This window comes from Amycolatopsis sp. PSD-21, from assembly GCF_055561455.1.
The window spans coordinates 3,559,826-3,581,566 of the sequence record NZ_CM145712.1 but is presented as its reverse complement, the minus strand read 5'-3'; the positions used below and the strand labels follow the sequence as shown (position 1 = coordinate 3,581,566).

Annotated in this window: 1 protein-coding gene; it reads right to left on the bottom strand. The window is 73.1% G+C overall.

Features of this window, described 5'->3' with window-relative positions:
- Positions 1-8 precede the first annotated feature (8 nt).
- A complete protein-coding gene (locus ACZ1DY_RS17065; protein WP_465484921.1) occupies positions 9-21,716 on the bottom strand; it encodes an SDR family NAD(P)-dependent oxidoreductase in 21,708 nt (7,235 codons plus the stop codon).
- Between the last annotated feature and the right edge of the window lie 25 nt (positions 21,717-21,741).

Here is a 21,741-nt window from a genome sequence, read left to right as displayed (position 1 = left end):
GGCCGGGGTCAGAGTTCGTTGTCCAGCAGGGCGAACATGTCGTCGATGGTGTCCACTTCCAGATCCGCGTCGCCGCCGGACGACGGGCGCGTCCGGTCCTGCCACAGGGACACCAGGTTCCGCAGCTTCGCCTCGACCTCGGCACCGTCCGCGCTCGCCAAGTCCACTGTGGACAGTTCGGCGGCGAGCTTGTCGATCCCGGAGGCCAAGCCGGTGTCCGCGGCCGGGATCACTTCGGACTGCAGGAACTTGGCGAGGTCGTCCGGGGTCGGGTAGTCGAAGATCAGCGTCGCGGGAAGACGCAGTCCGGTGGCCGCGTCGAGCCCGTTGCGCAGCTCGACCGCGGTCAGCGAGTCGAAGCCCAGTTCGGTGAACGCCCGGCCCGGCTCGATCGAGTCCGCGCCGTCGTGCCCGAGCGCGGCCGCGGCCTGGCCGCGCACCACCCCGAGCAGCACCAGTTCGGCGTCCGCCTGCGACAGCCCGGCGAGCCGTCGTTTGAGCCCGTCGGCCTGCGCCGCGGCGTCCACCGGTGCGGCACGCCGCACCGAACCGCGGACGAGACCGCGCAGCAGCGGCGGCACCGGCCCGGTCATCGCGCGGAGACCGGCGACGTCCAGCTTCACCGGCACCGAGACCGGTTCGGCCAGGCCGGTGGCCAGGTCGAACAGCTCCAGTCCCTCGGCGGGGTCGAAACTGCCGACCCCGTCGCGGCCCATGCGGTCCGCGTCGGCGGAGTCGCCCATACCGTCGGCCCAGAGACCGAAGGCGAGCGACGTCGCCGGCAGGCCGAGGCCACGGCGGTGATGCGCGAGCCCGTCGAGGAAGGTGTTCGCCGCGGCGTAGTTCGCCTGCCCCGGCGCGCCGAGCACTCCGGCGGCCGAGGAGAACAGGACGAACATCGTCAGGTCGTGGCCGCGGGTCAGCTCGTGCAGGTTCCACGCCGCGTCCACCTTGGGCCGCAGCACCTTCTCCAGCCGCTCGGGGGTGAGCGCGGTGAGCAGGCCGTCGTCGAGGACGCCCGCCGCGTGCACCACCCCGGTCAGTTCCGGGGTGCGGTCCAGCACCGCGGCGAGCGCGGTGCGGTCGGCGGCGTCGCACGCCTCGATCCGCACGGTCGCGCCCAGCCCGGTCAGTTCCGCGGCCAGTTCGGCCGCGCCGGGCGCGTCCGGGCCACGGCGGCTGGTGAGCACCAGGTCCTCGACGTCGTGCCGGGTGACCAGATGCCTGGCCAGCACCGCGCCGAGCCCACCGGTGCCGCCGGTGACGAGCACGGTGCCGCCGACCGGGCGGCGCGGCACGGTCAGCACGACCTTGCCGACGTGCTTGGCCTGCGACAGGAAGCGCAGCGCCTCCGGAGCCCGGCGCAGATCCCAGGTGCGGATCGGCAACGGGGTGAGCGCGCCCTGGTCGAACAAGGCGATCAACTCCTCCCATATCCGCGCGATCCGGTGGTTGCCCGCGTCGATCACGTCGAACGCCTGGTAAGTCACACCGGGATGGTGCCCCGCGCCGCCGCCGTCCGGACGGACGTCGGTCTTCCCCATTTCCACGAACCGTCCACCACGCGGTAACAGGCGCATCGACGCGTCGATGAAGTCGCCCGTCAGCGCGTTGAGGACGACGTCCACGCCCTTGCCGCCGGTGGTCTCGAGGAACCGTTCCTCGAAGTCGAGCGTCCGCGACGACGCGATGTGGTCGTCGGCCAGCCCGGCGGCGCGCAGGACGTCCCACTTGCCCTCGCTCGCGGTGCCGAACACCTCGGCGCCGAGATGCCGCGCGAGCTGCGTGGCGGCCATCCCGACACCACCGGCGGCGGCGTGGATGAGCACCGACTCGCCCTTCTTCAGCCCGCCGAGGTCGGTCAGCGCGTAGTAAGCGGTGAGGAACACCAGCGGTACGGACGCGGCCTCTTCGAACGTCCAGCCCTCGGGCATCTTGGCCAGCAGATCCCGGTCGGCGAAGGTGAGCGGACCGAACCCGCCGTGCACCAGGCCCATCACCCGGTCACCCGGCACGAGGTCGGTCACCTCGGACCCGACGTCGGTGACGACACCGGCGGCCTCGTAGCCGATCCGGCCGGCGTCACCCGGGTACATGCCGAGCACGTTGAGCACGTCGCGGAAGTTCGTCCCGGCCGCGCGGGTGGCGATCCGGACCTCGCGCGGCAGCAACGGTTCGAGCACATCGGGGTACGGCTCGAAGGAGAGCCGGTCGAGGGTGCCCTTGACGACGCTGTCGAGGCGCCAGGCCGGTTCGTGCCACGGCGGCGCGAGATCCGGCGACGACGCGGCGGTCAGCAGCCGCGCGGCGTGGACGACGCCGTCCCGCACGGCCAGCTGGGTTTCGTCGCCCAGCACGGCCAGGGCGGTGTCGACGTCGGCCTCGGTCGCGTCGAGCAGCACCAGCCTGCCGGGGTTCTCGGACTGGGCGCTGCGGACCAGGCCCCACACCGCGGCCGAAGCCGGGTCGACAGTGTCCCAAGTGGACACGGCGACCGCGTTCTCGGTGCGCACCACGAGGATGGCGTCCTTCTCCTTGGTCAGCCATTCCTGGAGCTTCGCCAGCGTGCTCCGCAGAAGCGCATGGGTGGCCGCCGGAGTCTCGCCTGCTCCCGGTACCGCCGAAAGCAGCTCCGTCGACGCGGCCGGGGAACCCTTCGTGACCTGGGACCAGGCGAGCCGGAACAGCGAGTCCGAAGTGGACGGAGACGCCGGGCCGAGGTCGGTGACCTCGCGCAGCAGCAACGATCCCACCGTGAGCACCGGCGCTCCGGCGCCGTCGGTGAGCTCCAGCCGCACCGAGTCGGTCCCGGAGGCGGCGACCCGGACCCGGGCGGCGGTGGCGCCGGCCGCGTGCAGCACGACGTCACGCCAGAGGAACGGCAACCGGGTGGTCTCGGCGTTGCCCGGCAGCAGGACGATGGCGTGCAGCGCGGCGTCGAGCAGGGCCGGGTGCAGGCCGAACTTCCCGGCGTCGGCATGCGCCACCGCGGGCAGTTCGAGGTCGGCGCAGACCTCGCCGTCCACGAGCCAGGCGGCGGTGAGGCCTTGGAACACCGGCCCGTACTCCAGGCCCGCGTCGGCGAGCCCCGGGTAGAGCCCAGTGACGTCGAGAGCCTCGGCTCCGGCGGGCGGCCACGCGGTGTCCTTGGCCGCCGGATACGCGTCGCCGGGGGCGAGCAGACCGGTCGCGTGTTCGGTCCAGGCAGCCTCGTCGAGCCGGGAGTGGATCGACACCGGACGCCGTCCGTCGTCGTCCGCGGCCCCGACCACGACCTGCACGGCGAGACCGCCGGTCTCGGGCAGCACCATCGGCGCCGCGATGGTCAGTTCGGCCACGCGGGCGCAGCCGAGTTCGTCGCCAGCCCGGACGGCGAGTTCGATCAGCGCCGCGCCGGGGACCAGGACGGTGCCGAGCACCGCGTGATCGGCCAGCCACGGCTGTGCCGCGCGGGAAAGCCTGCCGTAGCCGACCAGGCCGTCCTCACCCGCCGTCGGCACGGTCGCGCCGAGCAGCGGGTGCCCGGCCGCGGCCAGGCCCAGCCCCGCGGCGTCCCCTGCGACGGCGGGCGGGTCGAGCCAGAACCGCTCGCGCTGGAACGCGTACGTGGGCAGCGGGACGGCACGGGCGCCGGTGCCGTCGAAGAACTTCGTCCAGTCGGCCTCGGCCCCGGCCGCAATTAGTCGGCTGAATGCGAGGGCGGCGGTTTGCCGTTCGTCGCGGTCCTTGCGCAGCACCGGGACGAACATCGCGTCGGGGGCACTGTCGAGACCCATCGCGGAGAGCACGCCGTCCGGGCCCAATTCGGCGAACCGGGTGACGCCCGCTTCGGCGAGCGCGCGGACACCGTCGGCGAAGCGCACGGTCTCCCGCACGTGGCGCACCCAGTAGCCCGGGTCGGTCAGATCCGCCGCTTCGGCCACTGTGGACACGATCGGGATCCGCGGCTCGTGGTAGCTCAAGCTTTCCGCCACTTCGGCGAACTCCGCCAGCATCGGCTCCATCAGCGAGGAATGGAACGCGTGCGAGACGACCAACGCCTTGGTCCGGCGGCCTTCCTTCGCGAACCTGTCGGCGACCTCGCGGACCGGACCGTCCACACCGGACAGAACGATCGCCTGCGGACCGTTCACCGCGGCCAGACAGACCTCTTCGGACAGGTACTCGCGCACCTCGTCCTCGGACGCCTGGACCGCGACCATAGCGCCGCCCTCGGGTAGCGCCTCCATCAACCGGCCGCGTGCTTCGACGAGCTTCGCCGCGTCCTCCAGGGAGAACACCCCGGCCACGTGGGCGGCGGCGATCTCCCCGATCGAATGCCCGGCCAGGAAATCGGGGCGGATCCCCCACGACTCCACGAGCCGGAAGAGCGCGACTTCCAGCGCGAAAATCGCGGGCTGCGCGGTGCCGGTGCGATCGATGTCGCCATCGAGCGGGAGCAGCGCGGCTACCTCGTCATACGCCGCCGCGAACACCGGGAACGCCTCGTAGAGCCCTCGGCCCATGCCGAGCCGCTGGGAACCTTGCCCGGTGAACAGCAGCGCCAGTTTTCCTTCCGTGGCACGGCCGGTGACGACCTCCGGGGTGCTCCGGCCGCCGGCGAGCGCGGCCAGCCCGGTGCGCAACGCGTCGGCGTCACCGGTGAGCACCGCCCGCCGCTCGAACGCGGTCCGGGTGGTCGCCAGCGCGTAGCCGATGTCGACCGGGTCGGCGAATCCGACGGTGCCGAGCAGCCGTCCGGCCTGGGCTCGCAGCGCGTCCTCGGTGCGGGCGCTGAGCACCCACGGCAGCAGCGACGGCGGCGCCGGAGTCCGCGCGGGCACCGAAGGTTCGGGGACCTGCTCCAGGATCACGTGCGCGTTGGTGCCGCTGATCCCGAACGCCGATACCGCCGCCCGCCGGGGACGGCCCGCCTCCGGCCACGGCCGTGCCTCGGTGAGCAGCCGGACCTCGCCCGCTTCCCAGTCGACGTGCGGGGACGGCTCGTCGACGTGCAGGGTCGCGGGCAGGACACCGTGCCGCATCGCCTCGACCATCTTGATGATCCCGGCGAGCCCGGCGGCGGCCTGCGTGTGGCCGATGTTGGACTTCACCGAGCCCAGCCACAGCGGCTCGTCGCGGTCCTGGCCGTAGGTGGCCAGCAGCGCCTGTGCCTCGATCGGATCGCCAAGCGCGGTCCCGGTGCCGTGCGCCTCGACGGCGTCCACAGTGGACGACTCGACGCCCGCGGCGGCCAGTGCGCGACGGATCACCCGCTGCTGCGAGGGTCCGTTGGGCGCGGTCATGCCGTTGGACGCGCCGTCCTGATTGACCGCGCTGCCCTTCACGACCGCCAGCACGTGGCGTCCGTTGCGGCGTGCGTCGGAAAGCCGCTCCAGGAGCAGGAATCCGGCGCCCTCGGCCCAGGCGGTGCCGTCGGCCGCGGCCGCGAACGGCTTGCAGCGGCCGTCGGCGGCCAGGCCGCGCTGACGCGAGAATTCGATGAACGGGTTCGGGCTGGCCATCACGGTCGCACCGCCGACCAGCGCCAGCCCGCATTCACCCGAGCGCAGCGCCTGCGCCGCCCAGTGCAGGGCGACCAGCGAGGACGAGCACGCCGTGTCGACCGAGACCGCCGGGCCTTCGAGCCCGAAGGTGTAGGCGACCCGGCCGGTCAGCACGCTGCTGGCGCTGCCGGTCCCGAGCAGGCCTTCCATCCCGTCCGGGGTGGCGGCCAGCCGCGACGCGTAGTCGTCGTACATGACGCCCGCGAACACACCGGTGGCGCTTCCGCGCAGCGAGACCGGGTCGATCCCGGCGCGCTCGAACGCCTCCTGCGCGGTCTCCAGCAGCAAGCGCTGCTGCGGGTCGACGGTGACCGCCTCCCTCGGCGAGATGCCGAAGAACTCGGCGTCGAAGTCGGCGGCGTCGTGCAGGAAGCCGCCTTCGCGGGCGTAGCTGGTGCCGGGATGGTCGGGGTCCGGGTGGTACAGCCGGTCGAGATCCCACCCGCGGTCGGAGGGGAACGGCGTGATCGCGTCGGTCCCCTCGGCGACCAGGCGCCACAGGTCCTCCGGCGAGCTCACCCCGCCCGGGAACCGGCAGCTCATCGCGACGATGGCGATGGGCTCGTCCGGCTCGGCCACCCTGACCGGCGCGGCGTCCACACCTGCCTCGTCACCGGCCAGTTCGCCGCGGATGTGGGCCGCCAGCGCCGCCGGGTTCGGGTGGTCAAACACCAGCGTGGCGGGTAGCCGCAGACCGGTCGCCTCGCCGAGCCGGTTGCGCAGTTCGACGGCGGTGAGCGAATCGAAGCCGAGTTCGGTGAACGCGCGACCGGCTTCGATCGACGTCGCGGTGCCGTGTCCGAGCACGTCGGCGACGTGGCCGCGGACGAGGCCGGCCAGATGCGAGAGCTGGTCGTCGGGCGAAAGCCGGGCGAGCGTCGCGGTCAGCCCGGCGGCGGCCGCGGCGTTGGCCGCACCCCGCCGCTTCGGCACCCGGACCAGACCGCGCAGCGCGGGGGCGGGCTCGCTCGTGCGGGCCAGCGTGCGCAACGTCGCCAGGTCGAGCTTGACCGGAACCGGGACCGGCGTCGGAGCGGCCAGCGCGGCGTCGAACAACGCCAGGCCTTCTTCGTCGGTCAGCGCGCCGAAGCCGGCGCGGGCCAGACGGTCCACATCGGACTGTCCGCCCATACCGTTGGCCCACAGCCCGTACGCCAGCGAACGAGCGGGCAATCCCTCCGCGTGACGGCGGCGCGCGAGGTCGTCGAGCAGGGCGTTGGCCGCGGCGTAGCTGGCCTGCCCCGGACCGCCGAGGATCCCGGACACCGAGGACACCAGCACGAACTGGGTCAACGGCCTGCCGAGGGTGAGTTCGTGGAGCGCGAGCGCCGCCTCGGCCTTGGGCCGCAGCACGGTGTCGAAGCGCTCCGGGGTCAGCTCGGTGACGACGCCGTCGTCGAGCACCCCGGCCGCGTGCACGATGCCGGTGAGGTCTTCGATCCCGTCGAGCAGCGCGGCGAGCGCGTCGCGGTCGGTGACGTCGCAGGCGACGACCTCGGCGCCGAGCTCTTCCGCCAGTGCCGCGGCGCCGGGCGCGTCGAGGCCGCGGCGGCTGGTGAGCACCAGCCGGGTGACCCGCGGCGCCAGGTGCCGGGCGATGGCCGCCCCGACCCCGCCGGTGCCGCCGGTGACGAGAACCGTGCCCTCGCCCCAGATCGCGGGTTCTCCCGCCGTGGCCCGGGCGAGCCGCGGGACTTCCGCGACGCCGTCGCGGATCCGGACCTGTGGTTCACCGGTGGCCAGCGCCTTCGCCACGTCATCCCCTTCGAGGACGACGAACCGGTCCGGGTGCTCCGACGCGGCGGTGCGGACGAGACCACGGACAGCGGCTCCCGCCGGGTCGTCGCCCGTGCACACGACCAGGCGCGGCCCGCCGTCGGCGAGGAATTCCTGGACGGCGGCGAGGGTCGCGGCCAGCGCTTCCCTCGGCTCGGCATCCGGGGCGGTGAAGACCTGGACGTCTTCGCCGATGTCGCCGTCGGCGGGCACCTCGACCCAGGTCAGCTCGTACAGCGAGTCGGTGCCGCGCTGCCTCGGTGCCTCCGCGGTCCGGACCGCGACCGTGCCGATCGTGGCGACCGGCGCACCGGTGGCGTCGGTGGCCAGCAAGGAGAATCCGGATCCGGCGCGCGTGACCCGGACGCGCAGCGCGGTGGCGCCGGTGGCGTGCAGGGTGACGTCGCCGAACAGGAACGGCAGCCGGGTGCCCTCCCCCGGCGTGAGCCCCAGAGTGTGCAGTGCGGCGTCGAGCAGTGCCGGATGCAGGCCGAAGCCGTCGACTTCGGTGCCCTCGGGCAGCTCGACCTCGGCGAACACCGTGTCCCCGTCGCGCCAGGCGGCGGTCAGCCCGCGGAACGGCGGGCCGTAGTCGAGCCCCGCGGCCGCCATGTCCGCGTACAGCCCGTCGAGGGAGATCGGCTCGGCGGCGGGCGGCCACTCGGTGAGGCCGGACGGCACGGGGGCAGCCTCGGGCGCGAGGGTGCCGGTGGCGTGCTCGGTCCATTCCCCTTGCGGGGCACGCGAATGCACCGAAACCGGGCGGCGTCCGCCCGTGCCCGCCGCGCCGACGAGCACCTGGACGTCCAGCGCGCCGTGCGGCGGCAGCACCAGCGGCGCGGCCAGGGTCAGTTCCTCCACGCCTCCACAGCCGGCTTCGTCACCGGCGCGGACCGCGAGTTCGAGCAGGCCGGTGCCGGGGACGAGCACTTCGCCGAACGCGGCGTGCCCGGCCAGCCACGGGTGGGTGGCGACCGAAAGCCGTCCGGTGAGGACCCAGCCGTCGCCGTCGGCGAACGGCACGGCGGAGCCCAGCAGCGGGTGTCCGGCGGCCTGGAGCCCGGCCGTGGTGACGTCGCCCCCGCCGGACCCGGCGGCGAGCCAGAAGCGGCGGCGGTCGAACACCGACGTCGGCAGGTCGACGACGCGGGCGCCGGTCGGGCGGAACACCGCGGCCCAGTCGACGGGAACACCGCGGGTGTACGCGGCGGCCAGCGTGGTGAGCGCGGTCTCCGCTTCGCCGCGGTCGGCGCGCAGGAACGACGCCGCGAAGGTGTCCGGGCCGTCGTCCGCGAGCGCGGTCAGCACGGCGGCCGGGCCGAGTTCCAGGAACTTGGTCACCCCGGCCTCACGCAGCCACGCGAGCCCGGCCGAGAACCGGACGGTGGCGCGGACGTGCTCGACCCAGTACTCCGGTTCGGCGACCCGTGCCACCGGCTCGCCGTCCACTGTGGACACGAACGGGATCTTCGGCGCCGAGAAGCCGAGTTCCCGCACCACGGCGGCGAACTCGTCGAGCATCGGCTCCATCAGGGCCGAGTGGAACGCGTGCGAGACGTCCAGCCGCTTCGTGCGGCGGCCGAGTTTCTCGAACTTCTTGGCCAGCTTGAGCGTCGGCGACGCGGCTCCCGAGAGGACGACCGCGTCGGGGCCGTTGACGGCGGCCAGCGACACCTTCGGCGTCAGGTGCTCACGCACCTCGTCCTCACTCGCCTGGACCGCGACCATCGCGCCGCCTTCGGGCAGCGCCTCCATCAGCCGACCGCGCGCCTCGACGAGCTTGGCCGCGTCTTCCAGCGAAAGCACGCCCGCCACATGCGCGGCCGCGATCTCGCCGATCGAATGCCCGGCCACGAAGTCGGGCACGACACCCCACGACTCGGCGAGCCGGTACAGCGCGACCTCCAGCGCGAAGATCGCGGGCTGCGCGGCACCGGTGCGGCTCAGGTCGCCGCCTGCCGGGAGCAGCGCGGTGACCTCGTCGTACGCCGCGGCGAACGCCGGGAAGGCGGCGTAAAGCCCTTCGCCCATACCGGGACGCTGCGATCCCTGACCGGTGAACAGGAACGCCGTCCGGCCGGGCAGTACCCGTCCGGCGACGACCGACGTTGTGGTCGCGCCTTCGGCAAGTGCTTCGAGTCCGGTGCGGAGATCCACGTCCGTGGCGCCGAGTACGACGGCACGCCGCTCGTGCGCGGTCCGGGTCGTGGCGAGCGCCAAACCGACATCGACCGGCTCACCGTCGCGGCCGAGCAGGCGCCCGGCCTGCTCGCGCACCGTGTTCTCGGCGCGGCCAGAGAGCACCCACGGCACGAGCGCGGGAGCCACGACTTCTCGCGGGGCAGGCGTTTCGGCCGGAGGCTGTTCGAGGATGACATGCGCGTTGGTGCCGCTGATCCCGAAGGAGGACACGGCGGACCGCCGCGGCCGCCCGGTCTCCGGCCACTCCCGGCCTTCGGCGAGCAACTCGACGTCACCGGCTTCCCAGTCGACGTGCGGGGTCGCCTCGCCCAGGTGCAGCGTCGGCGGCAGGACACCGTGGCGCATCGCCTGGACCATCTTGATGATCCCGGCGACGCCCGCCGCGGCCTGCGTGTGGCCGAAGTTCGACTTCACCGAGCCGAGGTACAGCGGTTCGCCGTCACGCTCGCGGCCGTACGTGGCCAGGAGCGCCTGTGCCTCGATCGGGTCGCCCAGCGTCGTACCGGTGCCGTGCGCCTCGACGGCGTCCACAGTGGACGAAGGGACCCCGGCGGCGGCCAGCGCCTGCCGGATCACGCGCTGCTGCGAAGGACCGTTCGGCGCGGTGAGACCGTTGGACGCGCCATCGGAGTTGACCGCCGAGCCCTTGACGACCGCGAGGACGCGGTGCCCGTTGCGGCGCGCGTCGGAAAGCCGTTCCAGCACGAGCATCCCGGCGCCTTCGGCCCAGCCGGTGCCGTCGGCGTCGGCCGAGAAGGACTTGCAGCGGCCGTCGGCGGCGAGGCCGCGCTGACGCGAGAACCCGATGAAGGTCTCGGGCGTCGCCATCACGGTGACACCACCGGCCAGCGCCAGCGAGCACTCCCCCGACTTCAGTGCCTGCGTCGCCCAGTGCAGGGCGACCAGCGACGAGGAGCACGCGGTGTCGACCGAAACCGCCGGGCCTTCCAGTCCGAGGGTGTAGGCGACCCGGCCGGACAGCACCGAACCCGAGGTGCCGGTGCCGAGGAAACCCTCGACGTCGTCGGGAACGTCGTTGCCGAGCCGGGTGCCGTAGTCGTGGTACATGACGCCCGCGAACACCCCGGTCGGGCTGCCCTTGAGTGACGTCGGATCGGTACCGGAGCGTTCGAGCGCCTCCCAGGCGACTTCGAGCAGGAGACGTTGCTGCGGGTCCATCGCGAGCGCTTCCCGGGGCGAGATCCCGAAGAATTCCGGATCGAAGTCGCCCGCGTCGTGCAGGAAACCGCCCTCGCGGGTGTAGGTCTTGCCAGGCTGGTCGGGGTCGGGGTCGTAGATGCCGTCGACGTCCCAGCCGCGGTCCTCGGGGAACCGGGTCACGCCGTCGCGGCCGCCGGCCACGAGGTCCCACAGTTCTTCCGGAGACGTCACGCCGCCCGGATAGCGGCAGGCCATGCCGACGATGACGATCGGGTCGCCGTCGGCGCGCGCGGCGGTGAAGACCGGGGTCGCGTCGGCGGGTTCGTCGAGCAGTTCGGCGAGCAGGAACTCGGCCAGTGCCACCGGGGTCGGGTGATCGAAGGTGAGGGTCGCCGGGAGCCGCAGTCCGGTGACCGTACCGAGCCGGTTGCGGAACTCGACCGCCGTGAGCGAGTCGAAACCCAGGTCACCGAAGGCGCGGTCGGCTTCGACGGCGTCGGGGCTGGTGTGGCTGAGGACGTGCGCGGCTTCGGTGCGGACCAGTTCGGTCAGCAGCCGCGTGCGCTCCCCGGCGGGTACGCCCGCCAGACGTTGCCGCAGGCCCGCGGCTTCCGCTTCCTCCGCCGCACGGCGACGTCGGGGCCGGACCAGGCTCCGCAGCACATGCGGTACCTCGGCCTCTGCCCGCAGCGCGGCCAGATCGAGCTTGGCCGCGACGGGCCGCGGGTCGTCACCGAGAGCCAGCAGGTCGAACAGCTCCAGCCCGGCCTCGACGGGCAGTGCCGCGCCACCGCGGCCCTCGCCCATGCCGGTTTCCCAGAGGCCGTAGGCGATCGACGTGCCGGGAAGGCCCTGCGCGCGCCGGAGGCCGGCGAGACCGTCGAGGTAGCCGTTGGCGGCCGCGTAGTTCGCCTGACCGGGAGCGCCGAGGGCGCCGGCGATCGAGGAGAACGTGACGAACAGCTTCAGGTCAGTGGTCAATTCGTGCAGATGCCGCGCGGCCTCGGCCTTCGGTCCGGCCACGGCGGCGAGCCGCTCGGGCGTCATCGCGGAGAGGACACCGTCGTCGAGGACGCCCGCCGCGTGCACCACCCCGCTGAGCTGCGGCTCGGCGAGTGCGAGCACGGACTCCAGCTGGGAGCGGTCGGCGACGTCGCAGGCGGCGATCGTCACTTCCGCGCCGAGAGCGGCGAGCTCCTCCCGCAGTTCCTCGGCACCGGGAGCGTCGGCACCCCGGCGTCCGGCCAGCAGTAGATGGCGGACGCCGTGCCGCTCGACGAGCCGACGGGCGACGTGCGCGCCGAGTCCACCGGTACCGCCGGTGACCAGCACGGTGCCGTCGAGGGTCCAGTCGGGGTCGGCGGTCGCGCGGGACCGCGTCAGCCGCGGAACGCGCGGACCGTCTTCGGTGAACGCGACCTCGGGCTCACCGGCGGCGGCCGCGATCCGGGCGTCACCGGTGCCGTGGACCAGGACGAACCGGTCCGGGTACTCGGCCTGTGCGCTGCGCACCAGTCCGGCGACGGCGGCGTGCGCCGGGCTGTCACCGGTGAGGTGCACGACGAGCCGGTCTTCGGCGGTCTGCAACACCTCCAGAGTCGCTTCGGGCGACGTGGCTTCGTAGACGGCGACGTCTTCGGCTTCCGAAGGCAGCGCGACGGGAATCCAGTCGATGCCGAACAGCGCGTCGGAGGCGGCGCTGGGCAGCGGCCCGTCACCGACCGGGCGCAGGCTCAGCGACGCGACCGACAGCACCGGAGCACCCGTGCCGTCGGTGACCCGCAAGGAGACCGCGTCCTGACCGGCCGGGGTGAGCCTCGCCCGCAGGGTGCTCGCGCCGGTGGCGTGCAACGCCAGCCCGGTCCAGGAGAACGGTAGCCGCGCCGGGCCGCCGGTCAGGCCGACGGCGTGCAGCACGGCGTCGAGCAGGGCCGGGTGCAGCCCGAATCCGCGCACGTCGGTGCCCTCGGGCAGCGCGACCTCGGCGAAGACCTCGTCACCCTGGCGCCAAGCGGCGCGCAGCCCGCGGAACGGGTCGCCGTAGCCGAGCCCGGCGTCGGCGAGCGTGGAGTAGAAGCCATCCAGGTCAACAGGTTCCGCGCCGGACGGCGGCCATTCGGTGAGCGCGGAGGGTTCCTCGGTGGCCGTGGTCACCGAGCCGGTGGCGTGCAGCGTCCAGTCGCCGTCCTCGGGACGGGAGTGCACCGCCAGGGCACCACTGTCCGAAAGGGACACTCGCAGCTGCACCGGGGCCGAGGTGAGCACAAGCGGTGCTTGCAGCGTCAGTTCTTCGACGGTTCCGCAACCGACCTCGTCACCGGCCCGCACGGCCAGTTCGGCGAACGCGGTGCCGGGCAGCAGGACGGCGTCACGAACACGGTGCCCGGCCAGCCACGGCTGTTCGTCGAGCGACAGCCTGCCGGTGAGCACGAGCCCGCCGCGTTCGGGCAGCGCGACGGCGGCGCCGAGCAGCGGATGGTCGAGCGCGCCGAGGCCGAGCGCGGTGGCGTCACCGGAACCAGGCGGGGCCAGCAGCCAGAAACGACGGCGCTGGAACGGATACGTGGGCAGGTTCACCGGCCGCGCGCCGGTGCCGTCGAAGAAGCGGTCCCAGTCGACGGGGGCGCCCGCGGCGTGCACGGCGCCCAGCGCGGACATCGCGGTCCGGGCCTCGTCCTGGGCCTTGCGCAGGGCGGGCACCCCGCCGTCGACGAGCGCGCTGAGCACGGCGTCCGGCCCGAGTTCGAGGAACGTCGTGGCACCCTCGGCGGTCAGCGCCGCGAGACCATCGGCGAACCGCACGGTTTCGCGGACGTGGCGCACCCAATACGCCGGGTCGGTCAGATCCGGCCCTTCGGTCACTGTGGACACGATCGGGATCCGCGGCTGGTGGTACTCCAGAGACTCCGCCACTGCGGCGAACTCCGCCAGCATCGGCTCCATCAGCGCCGAATGGAACGCGTGCGACACCACGAGCTGCTTGGTGCGACGCCCTTCCTTGGCGAACCGGGCGGCGACCGCGCGGACCGGACCGTCCACACCGGACAGAACGATCGCCTGCGGACCGTTCACCGCGGCCAGACAGACCTCGTCGGACAGGTACTCGCGCACCTCGTCCTCGGACGCCTGCACCGCGACCATCGCGCCACCCTCGGGCAACGCCTCCATCAGCCGGCCACGCGCCTCGACCAGCTTCGCCGCGTCCTCCAGCGACAACACCCCGGCCACGTGCGCCGCCGCGATCTCGCCGATCGAGTGTCCGGCCAACAGGTCCGGGGTGACGCCCCAGGACTCGAAGAGCCGGAACAACGCCACTTCGAGCGCGAAGATCGCGGGCTGCGCCGTACCCGTGCGGTCGATGTCGCCATCGAGCGGAAGCAACGCGGCGACCTCGTCATACGCCGCCGCGAATGCGGGGAAGGTCTCGTAAAGCCCTTGGCCCATACCGATGCGCTGGGCACCCTGGCCGGTGAACAGGACCGCGAGCCTGCCGGTGACCGCACGCCCCGAGACGACGTTGGCGGCCCGGCCGGTGTCGGCGAACGCGGCCAGCCCGGCGCGCAGCACCGACGGGTCGGCCCCGACGACGACCGCACGGCGTTCGTGCGCGGTCCGGGCGGTGGCGAGCGTGAAAGCGACGTCGAGCGGGTCGGCCGTCAGGTCCGCGAGCCGCGCGGCCTGCGCCCGCAGGGCTTCCTCGGAACGCCCGGAAAGGACCCAGGGCAGCATCGCGGGCCGTTTGGCCGGTTTCTCGGTCTCCGACGCGGGGACGTGTTCGAGCACGACGTGCGCGTTGGTCCCGCTGAACCCGAACGAGGACACCCCCGCCCGGCGCGGACGGCCGGTCTCCGGCCAGCCCGCGGACTCGGTGGCCACGCGGATCGCGCCGGTTTCCCAATCGACCTGGGCGGAGGGCGCGTCGACGTGCAGCGTCGCGGGGACGACGCCGTGCCGCATCGCCTCGACCATCTTGATCACCCCGGCCACGCCCGCCGCGGCCTGCGTGTGCCCGAAGTTCGACTTCACCGAGCCGAGCAGCAGCGGCTCTTCGCGGTCCTGGCCGTAGGTGGCGAGCAGGGCCTGCGCCTCGATCGGGTCGCCCAGCCTGGTTCCGGTGCCGTGCGCTTCGACGACGTCGACGTCCGAAGTGGACAGACCGGCGTTGGCGAGTGCCTGCCGGATCACGCGTTGCTGCGAAGGCCCGTTCGGCGCGGTGAGACCACTGGACGCGCCGTCTTGGTTGACCGCGGAACCCTTGAGCAGCGCGAGGACCGGGTGCCCGTTGCGGCGCGCGTCGGACAGCTTCTCCAGCAGGACGAACCCGGCGCCCTCACCCCAGCTGACGCCGTCGGCCCCGTTGGCGAACGCCTTGCAGCGGCCGTCGGCCGCCATCGCGTTCTGCTTGCTGAAGTCGACGAACGGGTCGGGGTTGGCCATCACCGTGACGCCGCCCGCCAGCGCGAGCGAGCACTCCCCCGACCGCAGAGCCTGGCTCGCCAGATGCATCGCGACCAGCGACGACGAGCACGCCGTGTCCACCGAGACGGCGGGCCCCTCGAACCCGAAGGTGTAGGAGACGCGGCCGGACATCATCGCGCCGGACGTGCCGGTGCCGAGGAATCCTTCGACCTCCTCCGGGATCTTCGTCAGCCGGGAGGCGTATTCGTGGTAGATCGCGCCAGTGAAGACGCCGGTGTCGCTGCCGCGCAGGCTGCCCGGCGGGATCCCCGCGCGTTCGAACGCCTCCCACGCGATCTCCAGCAGCAGCCGCTGCTGCGGGTCCATGGCGAGCGCTTCGCGGGGCGAGATGCCGAAGAACTCCGGGTCGAAGTCGCCCGCGTCGGGCAGGAATCCGCCCGTCCGGGTGTGCGAGACGCCCTGTTTGCCCGGCGTCGGGTCGAACAGCGCCGCCAGGTCCCAGCCACGGTCGGTGGGGAACTCCGTGAGCCCTTCGCGGCCCTCGGAGACGAGGCGCCACAGGTCTTCCGGCGTGTTCACACCACCGGGGAACCGGCAGCTGGTCGCGACGATCGCGATCGGCTCGCTGTCGTCGGTGACGCGGGCACGGGTACGCGGCCCGGCGGTCAGGTCGCCGAGCAGCTCGGAACGCACGTAGCCGGCGAGCGCGACCGGGGTCGGATGGTCGAAGATCACCGTCGACGGCAGCCGTAGCCCGGTCACGGAGCCGAGCCGGTTGCGCAGTTCGACCGCGGTCAGCGAGTCGAAACCGAGGTCCATGAACCCGCGGCCGGGCTCGACGGTGGCCGCGTTGACATGCCCGAGCACGAGGGCGACCTGGGTGCGGACGAGATCGAGCAGCTCGCGGTCCTGGTCGGCCTCGGTCAGCCCGGCGAGCCGCCGCGCCAGCGAGGAGTCCTGCCCACCGCCCGATTTCGCGGTCCGGCGGCCGGGTTTGACCAGCGCGCCGAGCAGCGGCGGGAGCGGTCCGGACGCGGCGAGCACCGGCAGATCAAGCTGGACCGGGATGGCCAGCGGCGCCCCGGCGGCGATGGCGGCGTCGAACAGCGCGAGACCGTCCTCGACGGCGAGTGCGGGAGTGCCCCCGGCGCGAAGGCGCGCGAGGTGGGCCTCGCCGAGGGTCTCCGCCATGCCCGCGGCCCACGGTCCCCAGGCCAGCGACTGCCCGGCGAGACCGAGCGAACGGCGGTGGGCGGCGAGACCGTCGAGGTAGCCGTTGGCCGCCGCGTAGTTGCCTTGTCCCGGCGCGCCGAGCACACCGGCCGCCGAAGAGAAGGTGACGAACAGTTCCGGATCGCCGGAGAGTTCGTGCAGATGCCGGGCCGCGTCGGCCTTCGGCCCGAGCACGAAGTCCAGCCGCTCCTGGGTGAGCGCGTCGATAGTGCCGTCGTCCAGGACACCGGCGGCGTGGACGACACCGGTCAGGTCGACGCCGTCGAGCAGCGCCGCCACGGCGTCGCGATCGGAGACGTCGCAGGCGACGACCTTCACTTCGGCACCGGTTTCGCGGAGATCGGCCACCAACTCCCGCGCACCCGGCGCGTCCAGGCCGCGGCGGCTGGTGAGCAGGAGCTTCCGGACGCCGTGCGCGGACACGAGATGGCGGGCGATCAGGGCGCCGAGACCACCCGTGCCGCCGGTGATCAGCACCGTCCGGTCCGGGTCGAGCGCCCGCGGCATGGTGAGCGCGACCTTGCCGATGTGCTTGGCCTGGCTGAGGAACCGGAACGCTTCCCGTGCCTCCCGGACGTCCCACGTCCGGGTCGGCAGCGGGACGAGCGCGCCAGAGTCGAACAGCGCGGTCAGCGCGTCCCACATCTGCGCGGTCCGCTCCGGTCCCGCGTCGATCAGGTCGAAGGCGCGGTAGTGGACGCCTTCGGGCTCGCGGATGTCGGTCTTGCCCATCTCCAGGAACCGGCCGCCCGGCGCCATCGTGCGGATCGAGGCGTCGACGAAGTCCCCCGCGAGCGCGTTCAGGACGACGTCGATACCGCTGAACCGCTGCTCGAAGTCGAGTGTGCGGCTGGAGGCGATATGCGCGTCGTCGAGACCGGCGTCGCGCAGCACGTACTGCTTGCTCTCGCTGGCCGTGCCGTAGACCTCGGCGCCCAGATGGCGCGCGAGCTGGGTGGCGGCCATTCCGACCCCGCCGGCGGCGGCGTGGATGAGGATCGACTCGCCGGCCTTGAGCCCGGCCAGGTCGACCAGCGCGTAGTAGGCGGTGAGGAACACCAGCGGTGTCGAAGCGGCCTGCTCGTAGGTCCAGTCCGCGGGTTTGCGGGTGATCATCGGCCGTTCGGCGACCGCGACCGGGCCGGCGCCGCCGGAGACGAGACCCATCACCTCGTCGCCGGGGCGCAGGTCGGTGACGCCGTCGCCGACCTCGAGGACGGTCCCGGCGAACTCGCTGCCGAGCAGCCCGGCCTCGCCGGGGTACATGCCGAGCGCGTTGAGCACGTCGCGGAAGTTGAGCCCGGCGGCGCGGACGGAGACCCGGACCCCCTGCTGGCCCAGCGGCTCGTCGGGCAGCGGCTCCAGGGTGAGGTGGTCGAAGGTGCCCTTGCCGGACAGGCCGAGCCGCCAGTTCCCGGGCGGCGGGAGCAGCCGTCCCGTGGATTCGGGCGTGACGAGACGCGGCACGCGGAGTTCGCCGTCGCGGACGGCGACCTGCGGCTCACCGGAGGCCAGTACGGCGTCGGTCAGCTCGTCGGCGTCGGCGAGCAGGAACCGGTCCGGATGCTCGGACTGCGCGCTGCGCACCAGCCCCCACACCGCGGCGGCCACCGGGTCCACATCGGACGGTCCAGTGTGGACAAGCAGTATCGACGCGGCGAAGCGGTCTTCGGCGAGGAAGGTCCGGAGGACGTCCAGCGTGGCGCCGGTGACGGCGTGCACGTCGTCACCCTCGGCGCGGCACACGACGATCTCGGGGGCCTCCCCGGTGACGTCGGCGAAGTGCGCCCAGCTCGGCGCTTCGGTTTCCGGCGCGGCGATCGGCCGCCAGGCCAGCTCGTACAAGCCGTCACGGGTGGCGGTGGGCCGCAGCTGACCGGCCGAAACCGGGCGCACGACCAGGGAACCGACGGTGGCGACCGGCGCACCGGTCCCGTCGGCCACGCGCAGGCTGACCGCGTCGGCACCGGATGGGGTGAGCCGGACACGCAGCTCGGCCGCGCCGGAGGCGTGCAGGACGACGTCACTCCAGGCGAACGGCAGGCGAGCGGGGCCGTCGCCCTCGGCGAGGGCGTGCAGCGCCGCGTCCAGCAGCGCCGGGTGCAGGCCGAACCGGCCGGCCTGGTCGCGGGCGGCCTCGGGCAGTGACACCTCGGCGTAGGTGTGGTCGCCGTCGCGCCACAGGGAACGCAGACCTTGGAAGATCTCGCCGTACTCGAGACCGGCCGCGGCCAGTTCGGCGTAGCGGCCGTCGAGGGACACGACTTCGGCGCCGTGCGGCGGCCACTCGGTCAGCTCCCAGTCCGGGGTGGGAGCGGCCGGGGCGAGCGCACCCGTCGCGTGCAGTGTCCACTCCCCCGTGCCGTGCGGGCGCGAGTGCACGGTGAGCGACCGGTGGCCGGAGTCCTCCGGCGCGCCGGCCCACAGCTGCACCTGGACCGCGCCGCTTTCCGGGAGCACCAACGGGGTTTGCAGCGTCAGTTCTTCCAGTACCGCCAAGCCGGTTTCGTCGGCGGCGCGTACGGCGAGTTCGACCAGCGCGGTGCCCGGCACGACGACCTGGCCGTGCACCAGGTGGTCGGCCAGCCACGGATGCGTCCGGAGCGAAAGGCTGCCGGTGAACAGGAATCCGCCCGCGTCGGCGACCGAAACGGCCGCGCCGAGCAGCGGGTGGCCGAGCGAGCCGAGGCCGAGACCGGCCGCGTCACCGGCGGCTTGGGTCGCGGGAAGCCAGTAGAACTCGCGCTGGAAGGGGTAGGTGGGGAGGTCGACGGGGCGCGCGCCGTCGAAGGCGGCGGCCCAGCGGACCTTCCCGCCGTGGACGTGCACGGCGGCCAGCGCGGCGACGAAACTCTCGGGTTCGGGCCGGTCGCGGCGCAGCGCGGGCACGAACAGGCCCTCGGCGCTTTCCTGCCCCGCGGCCGAAAGGATGCCGTCCGGACCGAGTTCGAGGAAGCGGGTGACACCCGCGTCGGCCAGCGCGCCGATCCCGTCCGCGAACCGCACGGCTTCGCGCACGTGCCGCACCCAGTAGGCCGGGTCGAGGATTTCGGTGGTGTCGGCGATACGGCCGGTGACGCCCGCGATCAGCGCGATCTTCGGGGTTTTGTAGGTGACCCGGCGGGCGACGGCGGCGAAGTCGTCGAGCATGCCGTCCATCAGCGCCGAGTGGAACGCGTGGGACACCGCGAGGTGCTTGGTCCGGCGCCCCTGCCCGGCGAACACCTCGGCGACGGTCCGCACGGAGTCCTCGGTGCCGGAGACGACGATCGCGCGCGGACCGTTGACGGCCGCGACATCCGCTCCCCCGACCAGTGCGGCGCGGACCTCGTCCTCGGTCGCCTCGATCGCGCACATCGCGCCGCCGCGTGGCAAGGCGCTCATCAGGCGGCCACGCGCGGCGATCAGGGCGGCCGCGTCTTCCAGCGACCAGACGCCCGCGACGTGCGCGGCGGCGAAGTCGCCGACGGAATGCCCGATCAGGAAGTCCGGGACCACTCCCCAGGATTCGATCAGGCGGTAGAGCGCGACCTCCAGCGCGAACAGCGCGGGCTGGGCGTTCGCCGTGTCGTTCAAGGCGTCGGCGTCGTCACCGAAGACGATCTCGCGCACACCCGGCAGCAGTTCGCAGACCTGGTCGAACGCGGCGGCGAACACCGGGTACGCCTCGTACAGCTCGCGGCCCATGCCGAGCCGCTGGGAACCCTGTCCGGTGAAACAGACCGCGAGACCGCCGTCGGTCGCTGCACCCAGCGCTGGCTCTCCTTCGGCGATCGCCGTCAGACCGGCACGCAGAGTCTCCTCGTCCCGGCCGGTGACGACGGCCCGGTACTCGAAGACGGACCGCGTCGCGGCCAGCGACCAGCCGATGTCGGCCGGGTCGCCCTCGACGGCCAGCAGCGCGCGGGCCTGGGCGCGCAGCGCCGCCGGAGTCCGGCCGGACAGCACCCACGGCACCACCGGCGGAGCGACTACGTCCACTGTGGACTCTTCGGCCTCGGGCGCCTGCTCCAGCAGTACGTGGGAGTTGGTGCCGCTGATGCCGAACGAGGAGACACCCGCCCGGCGGATCTCCCCCGACGGCCAGGGTCGGGCGGAGGCCAGCAGCTCGATCGTTCCCGGCGACCAGTCGACCTGCGGGCTCGGGGCGTCGATGTGGAGGCTCGCGGGCAGGATTCCGTTGCGCAGGGCCAGGACCATCTTGATGATCCCGGCGACCCCCGCCGCGGCCTGAGTGTGCCCGATGTTCGTCTTCACCGAACCGAGCAGCAGCGGACCACGTTCCCCACGGTCGCGGCCGTAGGTGGCTTGGAGGGCCTGGACCTCGATCGGATCGCCCAGCGTCGTGCCGGTGCCGTGCGCCTCGACCACGTCCACATCCTTTGTGGACAGTCGAGCGTCGGCCAGCGCCTGGCGGATGACACGCTGCTGCGACGGCCCGTTCGGCGCGGTGAGACCGTTGGACGCGCCGTCGGAGTTGACCGCCGAGCCGCGCACCACGGCCAGCACCGGATGCCCGTTGCGCCGGGCGTCGGAAAGCCGCTCCAGCACGATCATGCCGGCGCCCTCGCCCCACGCGGTGCCGTCGGCCCCGGCGGCGAACGCCTTGACCAGGCCGTCGCGCGCCAGGCCGCGCTGACGCGAGAACTCGATGAACGCGTCCGGGCTCGCCATCACGGTGGCGCCACCGGACAACGCGAGGTCGCACTCCCCCGCGCGCAACGCCCGGACCGCGAGGTGCAGCGTGACCAGCGACGCCGAGCACGCCGTGTCGACGGTGACCGACGGGCCTTCGAGCCCCAGCACGTAGGAGATCCGTCCGGAAAGGACACTGCCGGAGATGCCGGTGCCGAGGTAACCCTCGACGCCTTCGACGCCCTTGGGCAGGTCACGGCCGTAGTCCTGGCCGTTGGTGCCGACGAAGACCCCCGCGCGGCCACCGGACAGCGAGGTGGGGTCGATCCCGGCGCGTTCCAGTGCCTCCCACGACGTCTCCAGCAGGAGCCGCTGCTGCGGATCCATCGAGACGGCCTCGCGCGGCGAGATACCGAAGAACTCCGGGTCGAATTCCCCGGCGCCCTCCACGAATCCGCCTCGGTCGACGTAGCTGGTGCCCAGGTGGTCCGGGTCCGGGTCGATCAGCGCGCCGACGTCCCAGCCACGGTCTTCGGGGAACCCGGTGATCCCGTGCTCCCCGGCGGTCAGCAGTTCCCAGAACCGCTCCGGCGTGCGGACGCCGCCGGGGAACCGGCAGCCCATGCCGACGATCGCGATCGGTTCGGCGGCGCGGTCCTCCAGCGCGGCCAGCCTGCCGCGCGTGCGCTGCAGTTCGCCGGTGACTCGCGTCAGGTAGTCGCGAAGCTTGTCGTTCTCACCCACGGTGTCCCCACTCATCGGTCGAGGT